The sequence below is a fragment of the Psychromarinibacter sp. S121 genome (assembly GCF_049801035.1).
Lineage (GTDB): Bacteria > Pseudomonadota > Alphaproteobacteria > Rhodobacterales > Rhodobacteraceae > Psychromarinibacter.
The window spans coordinates 38,972-56,831 of record NZ_JBNAGE010000001.1; the positions used below are offsets into that span (position 1 = coordinate 38,972).

The window sequence follows — 17,860 nt, forward strand, 5'->3', positions numbered from 1 at the left end:
GGTTGCGATGCGGCGACGCCTTTTATCTCAAGAATGATTGAAGCGAATGCGGCGCGCCGGACGAGCCCTTAAACCTTCGTTCGGATTGCTTAAGAAACCGTTACCGAAACCGCTACCAGAGCAAGCCGCCCACGAGTTTGACCGAGTGCGCTCCGGTGTTTTCGACCGAAAGGGTCAGCGCGTGCCCGAAGGGCTCGACGCTGGCGATCGACAGGACGATATCCGTGCCGGTGGTTCCCACGGTCAGACCCGCATCATGCGTGGTCACGGTGCCGATGACGGCAGAGGTCGACGCCCCTCCGTCGCGGCGCAGCAAAACGGGCACCTCGACATAGGCGTCGGCGTTGGTGGTGGCCTGACGCAGGCTTAGCGCGAGCTTCACGTGCGACCGAAGGTAGGTGCTGGATTGCATCGCGGCGTCGCGCAGGTTCAGCGTATAGGTCCGTGTCTGTCCGCCGCTCAGCGTGTCGCGCGCGATGGCGCAGCGATAGGCGTCGGTCGCGACGTCGCCCGCGTTGTCGAACCGCACCCCGTCCTTGTTGTAGTACATGCGCAGGTCGGTCTGCATCGTCGGCGAGCCAGTGGGCAGCCGGACATAGACCGTCTGGAAGCCCAGCCCATCGTTGTCGCCGAACGCCCATTGCCCCGCCGAAAGCGTTCCCGGCGTGCCCGCGCCAAGGTCGCCCGCCTCGAACAGCACCCCGTCCGGTCCATCGATGAACGGGTCCGTCCCTTCGCCATAGTCGTTGTTGTCACGCAGGTAGTACTCGTCCGTGCCGCTGCCGGACGGGGCCCACGCGTAGATGTCGGCGAAGTCCGGTTCGCGCAGGTCCATCACCGGCAGGATGCCGGTCACGTTGTTGCCCTGCCAGACAAGGCCGTCGTGCTGTTCGCAACTGGCGGCGATCAGCGGCGACGGCGCGCCCTTCGACGGCGAAGGCTTCGACGAGCGAGTCTGGAACACGTTGTTGGTCAGGCTGGAACAACTCGACCCCAGCATGTTGATCGACCGGCGACCGTCCGGCGTCAGGTCCGCGCCCCATCCGGCGCCCTTGAAGATGTTCCCGCAGACGTTGATATGGCGCGGCTTGTCGGTGCCCGAACGCTCGAAATAGATGTCGTTGCCGGCGTTGCGGTCGAAGGTGCAGTTGGCGATCAGGATCTCGTTGGCGTTCCGTCCAAGGTAGATGCCGTAAGCCGCCTCGTCGAGGTTCGCGCCAGACCGCTGGAACTCGATGAAACAGGTCTGCACCGTGACCTGACCGCCGTTCAGGTAAAGCGCCCGGATGCGGTTCGCCGAGAAGGTCGAGCGCAGCAGGAAGCTGTCCTTGCAGTTGCGCAGCCCCCACGCGTTGTTGCGCACCACGCAGAACCGCATGTCGAGACCGCCCAAGGGCGACCCCACGCCGCCGTTGATGCCGTAGTTGAAGTCAAGAATCTTGACCCCCTGCATCTCTAGCCGGCTGGAACCTTCGGCCTCGATCCCGTTGCCCGCGCCTGCGTCGGTGCCGCCGTTGCCGTCCATGTCGAAGTTGGTCAGCCGGACGCGGCTGCCGACGGTGAACATCGTGCCGGCATCGCCCCTCCGGATCAGGCGGGTGCGCCCGTTCGTGGTTACGTTCTCGTAGAAAGAATACAACGTGCCGTCGATCCAGACATCGTCGGGAACCACGATGTCGCCCACGACCATCGGCCCGGGCGGAAGCAGCACCAACCCGCCACCCGACGCGGCCGCGCGGTCGATGGCTTTCTGCATCGCCGCGCTGTCATCCGTCACGCCGTCCAGCGCCGGACCGAACTGCGCGACCGAGATCCGGTTCGCCCCGTTCGCAGCGGCTTCCAGTTTGATGCCGCCCAATGTCGCACAATCGCTGGCGGCGCCGCTGCCGGTGACTGCGTAGACGAAGCCGCCTTCCTTCACCTCGACAAGATCGCCCTCGCGGATCTTCTGCCGCCCGGTTCCTCCGTCATACGACAGCGACCGGTCCGCCAGCAGGTCGGGCAGGCGCCGGAAGCTGCGCACGACGTCGCCGCTGTCGCTGCGGATCACCACATCGTCCTGTTCCACGATCACGTCCCCGGAGCGGGACCGGATCACGACGCGGTAATCGCCGTCGACCAGAAAGCATCGCTCGAACGTACCCGCCGCGTCGGCGCGCAGCGGATTGGCCAGCAAGGCGGTCAGGTCCGCATCGCGAAACAGCTGCGCCAGCGTGTCCGTCCCGGCGATGTAGACGGACAGCCGCGCCGAAGGCACGGCAGAGGGGTAATAGGCAATCTGGCTTGGATCGTTGGGGTTCAGCTGTCCCATGCTTGGTCTTCCCGCGTTGTCCCCTCGGCCGGGGATGGATGTCGTGCAGCGTCGGTGCGGGGGCAAAGATGGTTCAGCCTTCGTTAATTTGGCCCGAAACCACCGCGCGGTGCCCGCCCATGGCCCGCGCGGGTCCGGGGCGGCATTTCCGGACTGTCGCCCGGCACCCCAATCTGATTTTCTGCGCGGGAATGGTTGGGGCGTGCGGAATGACCACGGCAAGGATCTGGAAGGAAAGGCTAATCGGCGTCTGGCTTGCCGGGACTACCGCCGTTCTGGCGCTTGGCCTGTTCAGCCATGTTTTCCCGTCCGCAGACCCGCTTTTGGGTACGCTGGCGCGCATGACGGACAGCGCGCGCGTTCATCTGCTTGGGCTGTCGGTGATCCTTGCCCTTGGCCTTGCCATCCTCGGCGTGCGCTGGATCGCCGCTGCGGTCACGGTCGCCGCAGTCGTGGGATTTGGCTTTCTGGCGGTCGACTACCGGTCCCGCATCGCCCCGGTGGGCGAGCGGGCGGACCTGACGATCTTGTGGTACAACGTCTTCAAATTCAACGAGTTGGACGTCAGCGCCTTTGCTGACGGGGTCCGGGCAAGCGGCGCGGACATGGTGATCCTGGCCGAGGCCGAACCGGCGATGGACCTGCCGCCGCTGGTCGCGGACGTCTACCCGCACCGGATGGGGTGTCAGGATGTCGACCCCGAAGACTGCAACCTGATGGTCCTGTCCAAGGAACCGCTGGACGCCGCAGACATGCAGCCGATGTCGATGGGCCCCGAGCGTCTGGCCCGCATCCGGGTCGAGACCGCCGAGGGCCCGATCGACGTCATCGCGGCGCACATGATCAAGCCGTGGATCGTCGCGATGAGCTTGCGCGACGAAACCACCGTGTGGCGTGCGATCCTGCGCCGCGATCAGGTGCCCTACATCCTTGTGGGCGACCTGAACGCCGCCCCGTGGAGCGCCCGCCTGCGCCGCATGGAGAAACGCCACAACCTGCGGCACTGGCGCTGGCCAGAGCCAACCTGGCCCGTCGCCATGGGGCCGGCGGGCCTGCCAATCGATCACGTGCTCGCCAGCGAGGGCGTCGCCATAACCGACTACGTCACGTGGGCCGGGTATGGCTCGAACCACATGGGCATCATGGCCTCCGTCCAGTTGCAGAACCGGACAGAGTAGCCGTCAGACGTAGCGGTTAACGAGGTTCTCCAGCACTTCCTGCCGGCCCGACCGGGGCTGTGGGTCAAGACCCTCTGCCTCGACACGTTCGGCGATGCTGGCAAGGTCCGACGACAGCAACTCGGTCGACGCGGGCGTCTTCCAAGCGGCATAGCGTTCGCGGCGGGCGGCTTCCAGCGCGCCGTCTTCCAGCATCCGCGCGGCCGCCTTCAGGCCGCGCGCGCAGACATCCATCGCACCGGCATGGGCGGCCAGCAGATCCTCGGGGTCCAGCGACTGCCGCCGCAGCTTGGAGTCGAAGTTGGTGCCGCCGGTCTTGAACCCGCCGCCACGCAGGATCTCGTAATAGGCCAGCGCAACCTCGGGCACGTTGTTGGGGAACTGGTCGGTGTCCCAGCCGGACTGATAGTCGTTGCGGTTCATGTCGATGGACCCGAACACACCCAGCGCGTTGGCCAGCGCGATCTCGTGCTCGAAGCTGTGCCCGGCAAGGATCGCGTGACCCTGCTCGATGTTCACCTTCACCTCGGTCTCCAGCCCGTACCGCTGCAAGAAGCCGAACACCGTGGCGACGTCATAGTCGTACTGGTGTTTGGTGGGTTCCTGAGGCTTCGGCTCGATCAGGATGGTGCCCTTGAACCCGATCTTGTGCTTGTAGTCGACGACCATCGACAGGAAGCGGGCCATGTGGTCCATCTCGGCCTTCAGGTCGGTGTTCAGCAGGGTCTCGTAGCCCTCGCGCCCGCCCCACAGAACGTAGTTCTGGCCGCCCAGTCGGTGGGTCGCGTCCATGCAGGTCTTCACCGTCGCTGCCGACCACGCGAACACGTCCGGGTCGGGGTTGGTCGCGGCGCCCGACATGAAGCGGCGGTGCGAGAAGAGGTTGGCGGTGCCCCACAAAAGCTGTGTCTTCGACGTCGCCATCTTGCGCTCGAAGATGCCGATGATCTCTTCGAAGTTCTTGCGGCTTTCGGCAAAGCTCGCGCCTTCCGGGCGGATGTCGGCGTCGTGAAAGCAGAAGAACGGCACGCCCAGCAGGTCGAACATCTCGAACGCCGCCTCTGCCTTCAGCCGCGCGCCTTCCATCGTGTCACCGAACCACGGACGGTCGAATGTCTGGCCGCCAAAGGGGTCGCCGCCGGGCCATGCGAAGCTGTGCCAATAGGCGACGGCGAACCGAAGGTGGTCTTCCATCCGCTTGCCCATCACGACCTCGTCCGGGTCATAGTGGCGATAGGCCAGACCGGTCGCGTCGGGGTCATAGGTCAGGGGCGCGGCGTCCCCGAAAAATCCAGTGGTCATGTTCGGGGTCCTCCATCGATTCCGTCGGGAGAAGCCGTGCCAACCGCGCTGTGCGGCAGCATGTCGTGACGTCCTCCCGCGCAAAGCCTGACGTGGCGGCGCGGGAGCGTCAAACCGTTTCTGGCCCTTTCTCAAAGAGGAGGGCAAAGGCCGGCCGGGCGTTACCCGGCCAGCGCATCCCATGCCCCGGGAACGACACGGTCGCCGGCATCCTTCAGCCGCAGAAGCCGGATATCCAGCTCCATCAGCGGACCCGCGCCCGCGTGCTGCACAAGGCGGCCGGCGCGCAGGTCGGTCTCGACCATCGACAGCGGAAGCCACGCGACACCCATGCCCTGTGTGGCAAGGCAATAGGCCGTCTGGACGTCCGCCGTTTCCGCGATCGGAACCGACTTCGGCCGCTCGCCGCTGCGGAACAGCGCGCCCGCAAGGAAGGTGTCCGGCGCATATTCGATCACGCGGGGCGAGCCCGGCCGCGTCAGGTGGCTGGGCGTGCATACCGGCGCGAAGGTCTCGTGCCCGATGGTGCGCGCAAGGAACCCGGCGCGGGCGTCCGCCCCGGCCTGATCGTAGGCGACCAGAAGGTCGGCCTTCTGCGAAAGCAGATCCAGCAGGCCGCCGTCCCTGTCGCAGGCGATCAGGCGCACAGGGCCAAAGCCGCGCTTGCCCAGATCCTTGGTCAGTTGCGGCGCGATGCTGGCCGCCAGATCGGTCTGGCAAGCCACGGTAATCGCCCGCGTGTTCGACAGCACGGGACGCGTAAGCGTCTCGCGAAGGCAGCGCATCTCCGCCATCAGGCGGCGCATCTGCGTCTCCTGCTCGCGCAGCGCGCGCCGCAGGGCAACGGGTTTGGAGCCCCGGTCAAAGAGCTCCACACCAAGCAGGTCCTCAATGGCGGCGATGCGCCGGGTGAAGGTGGACCTGTTCACGCAGCGCCGGTCCGCCGCCCCAGAAAAGGAGCCGGTATCAAGCACTGCCACTACGTCTTCAAGCCAATCGTGTTGCATGACTCTGCGATAGGCGTCGCGTGCCTGTCGTTGCAAGAGTTGCAACGTATAGGCGGCAAATTACCCATCGAGTTGCAGATAATGCGCAACAATCCGCCGAGGGGGCGGTTTTTGGCGATTTTGAATGTGACGGGACGGTGGCTCTATCTTGACAACTTCGGGTTGTACGAGAATCGCCCGAATCGAGCTTCCCTTCCAAGGCCGCTGATATCGAAGGCCATCATCCCCACGAAAGCACCCGTGAAAGACCCATGCGCCCCCCGCGCGGCCTCGTCCGAGATCGCCGTGGCGTCGAGTGTCGGGCCGATGGGTATCCAGTCGACGCCCTGCCGCCAGAAGAACTGCTGCGCCGCGTGGTCGACGTCCACCCGCAGCTCTACCGCACCGTCCCCGATGGGAACGGGAGCGCCGATCATCTCGACACCGGCCTCGGGGTATTTGCCGGGACAGGACATGATAACCAGCGCGCGGCCCACGTCCGGGTCCTGCGTCACCAGCAACGCATGGAACTTGAACCGGTTGTAGTAGGTCGTCAGACCGGCGTTCTGCTGATAGGTCAGCGGGTCGAACGTGACAGTGGTCTCGGCAGAATACGCGTGGTGCTCTTGCCGCCGCGCCACCAGCGCCTGCTCGAACCACGAACCGGGGCTTTCCCGGCCGATCAGGACAAGGCCATTGTCCAGCCGGAAGATCCTGTCGCTATCGGGCGTCCGCAGCCATTGAAACTCGGGCGGAAGGTCGGGTCCCGCAAAGTCGGTCTCCGACGAAGCGGGCGGCGCGGGCTCCAAATCGGTCGGGCCGGGCAGGGTGGTGCGCGGCAGCATCCCGCCGTCCTCCAGCCACAGCCAGCCGTCCCGCCACACCACACGCTCGATCCCAGTCTCCCGGCCAAGGGTGCAGAAGCGGCCCGATCCGTCCGGCCCCGCGATGGGCCGCCCCATAAGGAAGGTGTGATAGCCCCGACCGTCCGGCGTCTCGACATATTGCCCATGCCCGGTGCGCTGGATCGGGTGGTCCGGCGCATCGCGGGTCGAAATCAGGTGCTTTTGCGGGTGGGTCTCGTACGGCCCCCAGATGTCGCGGCTGCGCGCCATCGTCACCGCATGATCATAGCCGGTGCCGCCCTCGGCTACGGTAAGATAGTACCAACCGTCGCGCTTGAAGATGTGCGGTCCCTCGGTCAGTCCGCGGTCGGTGCCGTCGTAGATCTTCCGCATCGGCCCCTTCAGGCCGTCCTCCGGCGTCCACTCTTGCAACAGGATGCCGTCGAAGCTCGCGTGCTTCGGATTGCCCCCGGTGCCCGCACCCCGGTGGTTCCATTGCAGCACCATGAAGTACTTCGTGCCGTCCTCGTCATGAAACAGCGACGGGTCGAAGCCGTGGTTGCAGACGAACCACGGATCGGACCACGCCCCGTCGATGGTCTCGCAGGTGGTGATATAGTTCGGCGCGTCCTTGAACGAGCCGTCGTGCCGTTTGACGTCGGTATAGACCAGCCAGAACCGCCCGTCGGCATGGCTGAGGCAGGGCGCCCAGATTCCGCAGCTGTCCGGGTTGCCGCGCATGTCCAGCAGCGCGGCGCGGTTCAGCGGACGAGACACCAGCGTCCAGTTCACCAGATCGCGCGAATGGTGGATCTGCACGCCGGGGTACCATTCGAAGGTCGAGGTGGCGATGTAATAGTCGTCGCCCACCCGGCAGATCGACGGATCCGGGTTGAAGCCCGGCAGGATCGGGTTTCGGATCATTCGCGCCTCCTCACGCTTTGACCGGAGCGCGGCACGATCCCCGGAAGGACCGTGACGCGCTTGTTCTTGGGGCAAGTCTCGCTGGACGCGCGGCCTTACCTCAGCGCTCCGCCGCGCCCTCCGTGGTTTCCGACGACTTGGCCCAAAGGTTGATCTTCTCTTCGTCGGCGTATTCGTCGATCAGCTTCAGCTCGCTTTCCGTGAACTCGAGGTTCCCCACCGCGCCGACGCAATCCTCCACCTGAGACGGCTTCGACGCCCCGATCAGCGCCGAGGTGATCCCGCCCCCGCGCAGCACCCACGCAATCGCCATCTGCGCCAGCGTCTGGCCGCGCGACTCCGCGATCTCGTTCAGCTTGCGGATGTTCTCGATCGCATGCTCGGACAGCATGTTCGGGTTCAGCGACTTGCCCTGCGTGGCGCGCGAGCCTTCGGGAACGCCGCCCAGGTATTTCTTCGTCAGCATCCCCTGCGCCAGCGGGGTAAAGGCGATCGACCCGATGCCCAGTTCGGTCAGCGTGTCCTTCAGCCCGTCCCGCTCGACCCAGCGGTTCAGCATGTTGTAGCTGGGCTGGTGGATCAGGCAGGGCGTGCCAAGGTCTTTCAGGATCGCGGCCGCTTCGCGCGTGCGCTCGGAATTATAGGACGAGATCCCGACGTACAGCGCCTTGCCCGCCCGCACGATGGCGTCCAGCGCACCCATGGTTTCCTCCAGCGGGGTGTCGGGATCGAAGCGGTGGGAATAGAAGATGTCGACATAGTCCACGCCCAGCCGTTTCAGCGACTGGTCGCAGGATGCCATCACGTATTTGCGCGATCCCCATTCGCCATAGGGGCCGTCCCACATCAGGTAACCCGCCTTGGACGAGATGATCAGCTCGTCCCGATACCCCGCGAAGTCGGTCTTCAGGATGTCGCCGAACGCTTCCTCGGCGCTGCCCGGAGGCGGGCCGTAGTTGTTGGCGAGGTCGAAATGCGTGATCCCGTTGTCGAACGCGGTCCGGCAAATGTCGCGCTTGGTCTGATGCGGCGTGTCATGGCCGAAGTTGTGCCACAGCCCCAGCGAGATCGCGGGAAGTTTCAGGCCGGACGCGCCGCAGCGGCGATAGACCATGCGGTCATAGCGGGTCTCGGAGGGGCGGTAGCTCATGGGATCAGTCCTTCAGCAGTTTTGCGGCAGCCTCCGGTCCAAGCGCGTCGGGGCGCGTGCAGGTGGTGGTCAGATCGACCCACTGGCCGGACTCGCCCGCGCGAAGGATGGAGGTCATGACGTCCACCGCGTGCAGCGAAAGGTCGAGCGAACAGCGGTGGTCCCGCCCATCCATAATCGCCTCGGCCATGTCCGCAAGCCCCGATGCCCGATAGTTCGCCAGCGGCCCGTGGCTCGGATGCTCCTGGTTCGGCTTGCCGAACGGGTGCTCCCACGCATCGAGCGGCGCGATCTCCCCGTCACGGCCCGCGTGCTCGACGGTGCCGCCGAAGAAGTTCGGGTCGGGCAGGAACAGCGACCCCTCGGTGCCATACAGCTCCATCGGCTTGTGGCGGTGGGCCCAGATGTCCCAGCTGGCCGAGAAGGTGATCGTCGCGCCGCTCGCGAAATCCAGAAGCGCGTGGATGTTCGTCGGCGTCTTGACCGGGATCTCCTCGCCCTGGCGCGGGCCCTCGGTCAGGATCGTGCGGGTCGGCGTCGCCGAGGTCGCCAGCGACGCCACGCGCTTCACCGGACCCAGAAGCTGGATCAGGTTGGTCACGTAATACGGCCCCACGTCCAAGACCGGCCCCGCGCCGGGCAGGAAGAAGAAGTCGGGGTTCGGGTGCCAGTGCTCCATCCCGTGGCTCATCACGGCGGCCGACCCGGCGGTGATCTCGCCGATCAGCCCCTCGTCGATCCGCGCCCGCGCCAGCTGGTGCGCTCCGCCAAGGAACGTGTCGGGCGCCGAGCCCACGCGCAGCCCGGCGGTATTGACGATGGCGCGCAGGTCCTCGCCTTCCTCCAGCGTCAACACGAAGGGCTTTTCGGAATAGACGTGCTTGCCCGCCTGAAGCGCCTGTTTCGAGATCGCAAAGTGCGCCTCGGGGATGGTCAGGTTGACGATCACGTCCACCTCGTCCGTGGCCATCAAATCCTCGACCGACAGCGCCTTCACGCCGAATTCGTCGGCGCGAAGGCGGGCAGCCTCCGTGTTGATGTCCGCGACGGCGCGGACCTCCAGCGCGTGAAACAGGGGCGACAACCGAAGATAGGCCGTCGAGATGTTGCCGCATCCGACGATGCCGATGCCAAGCTTGCTCATGTGTCGGGTCCTTACAGGGTCTTCGCGGTTTCCAGCGAGCGGCGGGCGAAGCGCTCGTGGTCGTTCGGATTGTCGTGCTCCATCACGAAATACTGGCACGGCGTCTTGCGCAGCGCGGCCATGATCGCCGGCCAGTCCATCGTTCCGTGGCCGACATCGGCCCAGCCGTCCTCGTCCGCGCATTCGCCCTCGGGCGCGATGTCCTTGACGTGCGCCGCGAACAGCCGGTCGCCGTAGGTCTCGATCCACGCCAGCGGATCCTGCCCGCCGACGACCGCCCACGCGACGTCGAATTCAAGCGCAAGCGGGCCGCCCTGCAGGATCAGGTCCAGCGGCTTCTCGGCGCTGTCGATCTCGGCGAATTCGAAGGCGTGGTTGTGCCAGCCGAAGGTCAGGCCGGCGTCCTGCACGGGTTTGCCGACCTCGGCCAGCACACGGCCCAGTTCCGCCCATCCGGCGGCATCCTTCACCCGGTCTTCGGGGCCGACAGCGGGCACGAACAGGCCCTTCATCCCAAGCACGGTCGCGATTTCCAGCACCCGTCCGGGCTGGTCGCGCACCATCTCAAGGCTGAAATGGCCGGTCGGCATGGTCAGCCCGTTGCCGTCCAGTTCGGCCTTCAGTTCGGCGATATCGGCCTCGGCGAAAATGCCGCCGAAGCCCTCGACCTGGGTATAGCCCAGGCCCGAGAGCATCTTCAGCGTGTCGGACAGCGGATAGTTCCGCGAAGAGTAAAGCTGGTACGAGAAATCGGTCATCAAGCGATCCTTTCCTGGGACCGGCGCGGCCGTGCCGCCCGGTGTCTTGAGCGTGTTAAGTGGCTGACGTCACAGCCGCAATTCGGTGTCTTTGCCAAACAGCGACCCGCGGGCGCTGTCGAAGCCGATGGTCATCCGGTCGCCGGTGGCCACCTTGTGCTGACCATCGAGGTTGAAGTGGAACGGCTGCCCCGCCAGCGTGGTCCAGACCAGCGTGTCGGCGCCCATCGGCTCGAACAGCTCGACGGTGATCTCCTGCCGGAACGGTTTGCCCTGCGCCAACTCGCCGGTGGCCACGTGCTCGGGGCGGATGCCAAGCCACGCCGGACCCTGCTTCGGCCCATCGGCCCAGAGGTACCCGTCCAGCGGAATCGTGGTGTCCCCGGCGGCGAAGCCGCGTTCGGCGACCACACCGTCGATGAAGTTCATCGCGGGCGAACCGATGAACTCGGCCACGTATTTGGTGCGCGGGCGGTTGTAGATCTCGTCGGGCGAGCCAAGCTGCTGGATCGCGCCGCTGCGCATGATCGCGATGCGGTCGGCCAGCGTCATCGCCTCGATCTGGTCGTGGGTGACGTAGATCATCGTGTTCCGCAGCTTCTGGTGCAGCCGCTTGATCTCGACCCTCAGGTCCGCGCGCAGCTTGGCGTCGAGGTTCGACAGCGGTTCGTCGAACAGGAACACGTCCACGTCGCGCACCAGCGCCCGGCCGATGGCGACGCGTTGCCGCTGGCCGCCGGACAGGGCGGCGGGCTTGCGATCCAGCAGCGGCTGGATCTGCAGGATCTCGGCGGCGCGGGCGACGCGCTCCTCGATCTCGGCCTTGGCGAACCGGGCGTTCTTCAGTCCGAAGGACAGGTTCCCCTTCACCGTCATCTGCGGGTACAGGGCGTAGCTTTGGAACACCATGCCGATGCCGCGCTGGCTGGGCTCGGCCCAGGTCACGTTCTGGTCCTTGATGAAGATCTGCCCGCCGGTGATGTCCAACAGTCCCGCGATGCAATTCAACAGCGTGGACTTGCCGCAGCCGGACGCGCCCAGCAGGACAAGAAACTCACCCTCGGGGATTTCCAGGTTCAGGTCCTTCAGGACCTCCACCGCGCCGAACGCCAGATCCAGGCCGCGGATCTCTACCGAATTCGCTGTCACCAGCACATCCTCCCTGCACCGGGGCGCTTCCGTCCCCGGCTTCTTCTCTTGCCAAATACCTCGGGGGAATCGCCGCAGGCGATGGGGGCAGAGCCCCCTCTCTTTGCCGACCCAAAAGCGCTGCTCATCCCTTCACCGCCCCCGCGGCGATGCCGCGCACGAACAGCTTGCCCGAGACGAAGTAGATCGTCAGCGGCACCAGCCCGGTCAGGATCGTCGCCGCCATGTTGACGTTGTATTCCTTCACCCCCTGCACCGAGTTGACGATGTTGTTCAGCTGAACCGTCATCGGATAGGTGTCGGGCTTGGTGTAGACGACGCCGAACAGGAAATCGTTCCAGATGCCGGTGACCTGAATGATCATCGCGACCACGAAGATCGGCAGCGACATCGGCAGCATGATCCGGAAGTAGATCCCCCAGAACCGCGCTCCGTCCACCCGCGCCGCCTTGAACAGTTCCTCGGGAAGCGAGGTGAAATAGTTGCGGAACAGCAGGGTCAGGATCGGCATCCCGAAGATCGAGTGCACGAGGACCAGACCCCACAGCGTGCCATACAGGCCGATTTCCCGCAGGATGATCACGATCGGGTACAGCATCACCTGATAGGGGATGAAGGCCCCGAAGATCAGGATGGTGAAGAATGCCTCGGCGCCCTTGAACTTCCAGTTGGCCAGCGCGTAGCCGTTGACGCTGGCAATGGCGATGGACAGGAAGACCGACGGCACGGTGATCCGGACAGAGTTCCAGAAACCGCGCGACAGCCCCTCGCAGTTCAGGCCGGTACAGGCCTCGGACCATGCCTTGACCCACGGCTCGAAAGTGATCTCGACCGGCGGTGCGAAGATGTTGCCCAGACGAATCTCGGGCATCCCCTTCAGCGAGGTGACGATCATCACATACAGCGGCAGCGCATAGTACAGCGCCACGACGATCAGCGTGCCGTAGATGAAGATATTGCGGCGTGAGAAGCGCTTGCGCGGCTTTGGGCCCTGCGGCCCCTCGAGGCGGGAGGCAACGGCGTCGGCGCCCGCGATGGCGGTGGACAGGGTCATCGGATCAGCCACGTTTCCGGCTCCCGAATTCGAGGTAGGCCCAGGGGATCACGACGATGGCGACGGCCAGAAGCATCATGGTCGAGGCGGCGAAGCCCTGTCCAAGGTTCTGGCCCTGAAACATGTAGTCGTAGACGTATTTCGCGGGCACCTCGGACGAGATGCCGGGCCCGCCGGACGTCTGCGCGACGATCAGGTCGTAGATCCGCACGATCCCCGAGGCGATGATGACAAGCGTGGTGATGAACACCGGGCGCATCATCGGGATCACGATGAACAGATAGGTTTTCCACGCGGGGATGCCGTCTACGCGCGCGGCCTTCCAGATCTCCTGATCGATGCCGCGCAGCCCCGCCAGCATCAGCACCATGATCAGACCGGTGCCCTGCCACAGCCCCGCGATCAGCACGCCGTAGATCACGATGTCGGCGTTATACAGCGGGTCGAAGGTGAAGCCGACGAAGCCCATGCCGCGGATCACCGACTGGATGCCGAAATCGGGGTTCAGCAGCCATTGCCAGACAAGGCCGGTGACGATGAAAGACAGTGCGAAAGGGTACAGGATGATGGTGCGGAACGTGTTCTCGAACCGGATTTTCTGGTCCAGAAGCGCCGCGAGGACGAAGCCGATGATGAAGGACAGCACCAGCGAGCACAGGCCGTAGATGAACAGGTTCTCGATCGAGACCATCCAGCGGTTCGTGTTCCACAGACGCTCGTACTGCTGCAATCCCACGAAACTTTTCCAGACGATGCCGGTCGGGATCGAAAGCGACCAGTCGCCGATGTTGATGATGTCGGTCCACTCGAACAGCTTCTTGGGAAGCAGCTTCGAGCTGGTGAAGGAATAGATGACGGTCCATGCCGTACCGCCGACGAAAATCACCAGCGCGGTCAGGATCATCGGGATGGCCGCGATCTTGGCGCTGAGATTTCTGAACAGCGGGTTCGGGCGTCCGGTGGTGTCCATGCGGGTCCCCGGGTCCTTGAAGTTGCGTGAAGGGAACCGGCGCCCCGTTTCGCAGGGCGCCGGCCGGTCTGGTCACACCGTCGGGTGTCGCGTCAGTCGGCGTTCTCGATGATCGAGACGAACCGTTCCTGCGCGGCCTCCGGGGTGATGCTCTTGTCGTTGAAGAACTCCACGAACAGGTCGTTCAGCTGGTTGTTCGTGTCTTCGGTATTGAGCATGTTGACGTCCGGCAGGGTCTTGCCCGCGGCAAGGATCTCCAGCCCCTTCTTCATGCAGTCGTTCGCCGTATCGAGGTTCACGTCACCCCGGATCGGCAGCGAACCTTTCGCAAGGTTGAACGACACCTGCGTTTCCGGCGACAGAAGCACCTTCGCAAGCTCGTCCTGCGCCGCGGTGATCTCGGGGTCGTCGACCACCGGGAAATAGAACGCGTCGCCACCGGTCGAGATGACCTCGTTCACGCCGAGCCCCGGAAGGCAGGAATAGTCCTCGCCCGCGGTCTCTCCCGCGACGGCGAACTCGCCCTGCGCCCAGTCGCCCATCACCTGTCCGCCGGCGGTGTCGGTGATGACCATGTTCGTGGCCTGGTTCCAGTCCTGCACGGCGCTGCCCTCGGCCATTTCGCGGGCGTCGGCGGCGGCCTTGAAGACACGCGCCATTTCCTCGCCCGCCGCAAGGTCGGTGTCGTGATCGCCGTAGACGGACTTCAGCACGTCAGGCCCGGCAAGCGCCACGATCAGCACGTTGAACAGGCCCGAGCTTTGCCACGGCTGACCGCCCAGTGCGAGCGGCTGGATACCCGCCTCGCGCAGGGCGGGACCGGCGGCGACGAACTCGTCCCAGGTGGTCGGTACGTCAACGCCGGCCTTTTCAAAGGCGCCATTGGACAGCCACAGCCACTGCCACGAGTGGATGTTGACCGGCGCGCAGTAGATCTTGCCGTCGACCGTGCAGGCGTCCAGCAGCGAGGGCGGGTTGACGATGTCGGTCCAGCCCTCGGCCTCGGCCACCGCGGTCATGTCGCGCAGCAGTCCGGCCTCGATCAGTTCCTCGGCCTGACGGCCGTGATTGAACTGGAACGCGCCCATCGGATCGCCGCCGATGATGCGGCTGACGATGATCGGGCGGGCGGTGCCGCCAGAGCCGGCGATGGCGCCATCCACCCACGTGTTGTCCGTCGAGGCGTTGAACGCCTCGGCGAATTTGGCGACGGCAGCGGCCTCCCCTCCGCTGGTCCACCAATGCGTGACTTCCAGGTCCGCGGCCTGTGCGCTGACACTTGTCAGGGCGGTTGCCGCAAACAGACTAGCCAGTTTTCTCATAGAGTCCTCCCTTTGGCTAAATCGTTTACGTGAAGCCTATAACGTTTTAGATTTTTCGATCAAGCGTTGACATGCGACATTAAACGACTTGCAATTAATTGCTTGCGGCGCGATTGGACGGGGGGGTCACAGGGGCGTATGCCGCACCGCGGAGACGATTGGAAAACAACAGGATGGCTGCAAGGGATCGCAAGAAGCCGACGCTCAAGACGATCTCGGAATTGTCCGGTCTGGCGATTCCGACGGTCAGCCGAGCGCTGCACGACGCCCCCGACATCGGTGCCGAAACCAAGGAAAGGGTACGCCGGATCGCGGCCGAGATCGGCTATGTGCCGAATCGGGCAGGGGTGCGTCTGAAGACCGGGAAGACGAACGTCATCGCCCTGATCCTGTCGACCGAGCACGAGATCCTGAACCACACGGCGCGGATGATCTCGGCCATCGCCGGGGGGCTGAGCGGGACGCGCTACCATCTGAACGTGACGCCCTATTTCCCGAAGGACGACCCTATGGTGCCCGTCCGCTATGTGGTCGAGAACCGGTCGGCCGACGCGGTGATCCTGAACCAGATCCAGCCAGAGGACCCGCGCGTGAAGTACCTGCTCGAAGAGGAGTTCCCCTTCGCCACGCACGGCCGGTCCGCATGGCGCGAGCGGCACGCCTATTTCGACTATGACAACGAGGCCTTCGCCTTCCTCGCCGTTTCACGTCTGGCGGAACGGGGACGCCGCAACGTTGTCGTCGTGGCGCCGCCCATCGCCCAGAACTACGCACAGGACATCGCCGCCGGCACCGCCCGCGCGGCGCGCACGGCGGGGATCAGTGCGCGGCTGGCCGAGGATGCGACCAGCGACGACAGCACCGACCGGATCGCCGTCGCGATCTCGGCGCTGCTGGACCGGGATCCGACCGTCGACGGCATCCTTTGTGCGTCGACGACCGCGGCGATGGCCGTGGTGGCGACATTGGAGGCGCGGGGCCGGGTGCTGGGCAAGGATGTCGACGTGATCGCGAAAGAGGCGGTGAATTTCCTGACGCTGTTCCGCCCGCAGATGCTGGCACTGACCGAGGACGTAACCCGCGCGGGCGACTTTCTCGCCAAGGCCGCGATCCGCGCCGTCGAACATCCGGACGCGCCGCCGATGCAGGGGCTCGAGGTGCCGGACCGGGACTCGTTCCGCACCGGCGGGCTGCTGTCTGCGCCCGCATCCTGACTGACCCGCAAGGGCCGGACCGTTTGCGGCGCAAGATCCGCCGCGCACCGTACGTCTTCCACAACTTCCTCGCTCTCGTAATAGCCACGGGGCGGCAACGTGCTATCTGCTTGGCGAAAGGTCGGAGGGCACGATGCTGTCGAAACGTCTCTGGAAGCTTATCCAGCTGTCCCGGAAGATCTGGGTCCGCACCACGCTGATCGCGTTGCTTGCCGTCGTCGCGGTGGCGGCCTCGTCCTTCCTTGGCCGGTTTATCCCCGACGAGATCGCCGACCGGCTGGGGGTCGAGGCGGTGCTGCCCGTGCTGAACGTGCTGGCCAGTTCGATGCTGGCGGTCGTCACCTTTTCGCTTTCTGTCATGGTGTCGTCGTTTCAGGCTGCCTCCAGCCAGGTCACGCCACGCGCTCACCGTCTGCTGCTGGAAGACACAACGACGCAAACCGTGCTGGCCACGTTCCTTGGCGCGTTCATCTTCGCCCTGCTGGCGCTGGTGCTGTTCCGGGCCGGATTTTACGGCGGCCATGCCTCGGTCGTGATCTTCGCTTTCACGGTGCTGGTGATTGCGCTGGTGGTCATCGCCATCCTGCGCTGGATCGCCCACCTGTCGCGACTGGGCAGCATGGACGAAACCATGCAGATGCTCGAAGATCGCGTCCGCCGCACGATGGAGAACCACCGCAAGTGGCCCGGCCTTGGTGCGAAATGCTACGAGGACGGCGACAAGATCCCGACCGGCGCCGTCCCGATCCCCGCAGAAGAAGGCGGATACGTCCGCCACATCGACGTCGCCGCGCTTCAGACCCGCGCCGAGGAAGAAGACTGCCGGATCTGGCTGCACGCGATCCCCGGCGACTGGGTCGGCGAGAACGAGGCGCTTGGCTATCTCGACCGCGCTAGCGAACCGGTGGCGGACGCCGTGCGCGAGGCCTACGTGTTCTCGCCGCTGCGGAACTTCGACCAAGACCCGCGCTTCGGCCTGTTCGTCATCGCCGAGGTCGCGGAACGCGCGCTGTCTCCGGGCATCAACGATCCGGGCACCGCGATCGAGGTGCTTGCGCGGATGGAACGGCTGCTGACCCGCTATTCGCCGGACAAGGTGACCGCAGAAGAACCGGGCTATGACCAGATCCGCGTCCGCCGCCTGTCCGAGGCCGACCTGATCGACGAGGCTTTCACGATGATCGCCCGTGACGGCGCGGGCATGGTCGAGGTGTCGTCACGCCTGCTGGGCTCGCTTCGACGGTTGGCGCGGGGCCGCGACCCCGAACTTTCCGCAGCCGCGCGGGAACTGGCCAAATACGCGCTGGCGGCGGCAGAGGTCGCGCTGGACCGCGAGCATGATCTCAAACGCCTGCATGCGGCTGTGGAAGGGTGGGGCGGTTTCGGGCGCGAGGAAGAGAAGGAACCGATGGTCATCCGCAAGGCGTGACCTGCTGCGGCGTAATGCCGGGCATTCGAATTGCGCTGTATACATGGGCGCGGATTTGGTTTAGAGCCTGCCGCTTCCAAGCTGCCGCGACGGCAGATCACGACGCGCCGACGCGTCCCAGATA

The 17,860-nt window shown here is 65.2% G+C and carries 14 protein-coding genes; 3 read left to right on the forward strand and 11 right to left on the reverse strand.

The window, feature by feature from the left end; all coding sequences use genetic code 11:
• Positions 1 to 112 precede the first annotated feature (112 nt).
• Positions 113 to 2,311, reverse strand: a complete 2,199-nt coding sequence (locus ACP156_RS00195) for a hypothetical protein (protein WP_425049264.1) — start codon at positions 2,309 to 2,311, stop codon at positions 113 to 115.
• Positions 2,312 to 2,520: 209 nt separating this feature from the next.
• On the opposite strand from ACP156_RS00195, the gene ACP156_RS00200 reads away from it, so the two are divergent.
• Positions 2,521 to 3,489 carry an endonuclease/exonuclease/phosphatase family protein gene (locus ACP156_RS00200; protein ID WP_425049265.1) on the forward strand — a complete coding sequence of 323 codons (969 nt, stop codon included), beginning with the start codon at positions 2,521 to 2,523 and terminating at the stop codon, positions 3,487 to 3,489.
• Positions 3,490 to 3,492: 3 nt separating this feature from the next.
• Here the strand turns inward: ACP156_RS00200 and xylA are convergent, their stop codons facing one another.
• From xylA to ACP156_RS00250, 10 genes are all read right to left on the reverse strand, one after another.
• Positions 3,493 to 4,791, reverse strand: coding sequence for a xylose isomerase (xylA, locus tag ACP156_RS00205; RefSeq protein ID WP_425049266.1), 1,299 nt, complete (start codon positions 4,789 to 4,791; stop codon positions 3,493 to 3,495).
• 161 nt (positions 4,792 to 4,952) lie between these two features.
• Complete coding sequence (locus ACP156_RS00210) at positions 4,953 to 5,798, reverse strand: LysR family transcriptional regulator (protein WP_425049267.1); 846 nt, start codon at positions 5,796 to 5,798, stop codon at positions 4,953 to 4,955.
• A 143-nt stretch (positions 5,799 to 5,941) separates the two neighbouring features.
• Entirely contained in the window at positions 5,942 to 7,546 is a 1,605-nt protein-coding gene (locus ACP156_RS00215; protein WP_425049268.1) for a glycoside hydrolase family 43 protein, read from the reverse strand.
• Positions 7,547 to 7,646: 100 nt separating this feature from the next.
• The gene (gene mgrA / locus ACP156_RS00220; RefSeq protein ID WP_425049269.1) at positions 7,647 to 8,696 is read right to left on the reverse strand and encodes an L-glyceraldehyde 3-phosphate reductase; all 1,050 of its coding nucleotides are present in this window, start codon (positions 8,694 to 8,696) and stop codon (positions 7,647 to 7,649) included.
• 4 nt (positions 8,697 to 8,700) lie between these two features.
• Positions 8,701 to 9,840: a Gfo/Idh/MocA family protein gene (locus tag ACP156_RS00225; protein WP_425049270.1), complete on the reverse strand. Its 1,140-nt coding sequence runs from the start codon at positions 9,838 to 9,840 to the stop codon at positions 8,701 to 8,703.
• A gap of 11 nt (positions 9,841 to 9,851) precedes the next feature.
• On the reverse strand, positions 9,852 to 10,598 hold the full coding sequence (locus ACP156_RS00230; protein WP_425049271.1) for a sugar phosphate isomerase/epimerase family protein: 747 nt from the start codon (positions 10,596 to 10,598) through the stop codon (positions 9,852 to 9,854).
• A gap of 69 nt (positions 10,599 to 10,667) precedes the next feature.
• Positions 10,668 to 11,753, reverse strand: coding sequence for an ABC transporter ATP-binding protein (locus tag ACP156_RS00235; protein WP_425049272.1), 1,086 nt, complete (start codon positions 11,751 to 11,753; stop codon positions 10,668 to 10,670).
• A 118-nt stretch (positions 11,754 to 11,871) separates the two neighbouring features.
• Positions 11,872 to 12,801 carry a carbohydrate ABC transporter permease gene (locus tag ACP156_RS00240; protein WP_425050796.1) on the reverse strand — a complete coding sequence of 310 codons (930 nt, stop codon included), beginning with the start codon at positions 12,799 to 12,801 and terminating at the stop codon, positions 11,872 to 11,874.
• A 4-nt stretch (positions 12,802 to 12,805) separates the two neighbouring features.
• Complete coding sequence (locus ACP156_RS00245) at positions 12,806 to 13,771, reverse strand: carbohydrate ABC transporter permease (protein WP_425049273.1); 966 nt, start codon at positions 13,769 to 13,771, stop codon at positions 12,806 to 12,808.
• 92 nt (positions 13,772 to 13,863) lie between these two features.
• Positions 13,864 to 15,093: an ABC transporter substrate-binding protein gene (locus ACP156_RS00250; protein ID WP_425049274.1), complete on the reverse strand. Its 1,230-nt coding sequence runs from the start codon at positions 15,091 to 15,093 to the stop codon at positions 13,864 to 13,866.
• Between the two features lie 173 nt (positions 15,094 to 15,266).
• Between ACP156_RS00250 and ACP156_RS00255 the strand changes: the two genes are divergently transcribed.
• Both ACP156_RS00255 and ACP156_RS00260 read left to right on the forward strand, forming a co-directional pair.
• Positions 15,267 to 16,307, forward strand: a complete 1,041-nt coding sequence (locus ACP156_RS00255; RefSeq protein WP_425049275.1) for a LacI family transcriptional regulator — start codon at positions 15,267 to 15,269, stop codon at positions 16,305 to 16,307.
• Positions 16,308 to 16,440: 133 nt separating this feature from the next.
• Positions 16,441 to 17,736 carry a DUF2254 domain-containing protein gene (locus ACP156_RS00260; protein WP_425049276.1) on the forward strand — a complete coding sequence of 432 codons (1,296 nt, stop codon included), beginning with the start codon at positions 16,441 to 16,443 and terminating at the stop codon, positions 17,734 to 17,736.
• Positions 17,737 to 17,860 lie beyond the last annotated feature (124 nt).

What these genes read in the sequence shown, in the direction of transcription:
- ACP156_RS00210 (WP_425049267.1), bottom strand. Translation starts at nt 5,798, where the DNA reads ATGCAACACGATTGGCTTGAAGACGTAGTGGCAGTGCTTGATACCGGC.
- ACP156_RS00245 (WP_425049273.1), bottom strand. Translation starts at nt 13,771, where the DNA reads ATGGACACCACCGGACGCCCGAACCCGCTGTTCAGAAATCTCAGCGCC.
- ACP156_RS00225 (WP_425049270.1), bottom strand. Translation starts at nt 9,840, where the DNA reads ATGAGCAAGCTTGGCATCGGCATCGTCGGATGCGGCAACATCTCGACG.
- ACP156_RS00260 (WP_425049276.1), top strand. Translation starts at nt 16,441, where the DNA reads ATGCTGTCGAAACGTCTCTGGAAGCTTATCCAGCTGTCCCGGAAGATC.
- ACP156_RS00240 (WP_425050796.1), bottom strand. Translation starts at nt 12,801, where the DNA reads ATGACCCTGTCCACCGCCATCGCGGGCGCCGACGCCGTTGCCTCCCGC.
- ACP156_RS00255 (WP_425049275.1), top strand. Translation starts at nt 15,267, where the DNA reads ATGGCTGCAAGGGATCGCAAGAAGCCGACGCTCAAGACGATCTCGGAA.
- mgrA (WP_425049269.1), bottom strand. Translation starts at nt 8,696, where the DNA reads ATGAGCTACCGCCCCTCCGAGACCCGCTATGACCGCATGGTCTATCGC.
- ACP156_RS00200 (WP_425049265.1), top strand. Translation starts at nt 2,521, where the DNA reads ATGACCACGGCAAGGATCTGGAAGGAAAGGCTAATCGGCGTCTGGCTT.
- ACP156_RS00215 (WP_425049268.1), bottom strand. Translation starts at nt 7,546, where the DNA reads ATGATCCGAAACCCGATCCTGCCGGGCTTCAACCCGGATCCGTCGATC.
- ACP156_RS00195 (WP_425049264.1), bottom strand. Translation starts at nt 2,311, where the DNA reads ATGGGACAGCTGAACCCCAACGATCCAAGCCAGATTGCCTATTACCCC.
- xylA (WP_425049266.1), bottom strand. Translation starts at nt 4,791, where the DNA reads ATGACCACTGGATTTTTCGGGGACGCCGCGCCCCTGACCTATGACCCC.
- ACP156_RS00230 (WP_425049271.1), bottom strand. Translation starts at nt 10,598, where the DNA reads ATGACCGATTTCTCGTACCAGCTTTACTCTTCGCGGAACTATCCGCTG.
- ACP156_RS00250 (WP_425049274.1), bottom strand. Translation starts at nt 15,093, where the DNA reads ATGAGAAAACTGGCTAGTCTGTTTGCGGCAACCGCCCTGACAAGTGTC.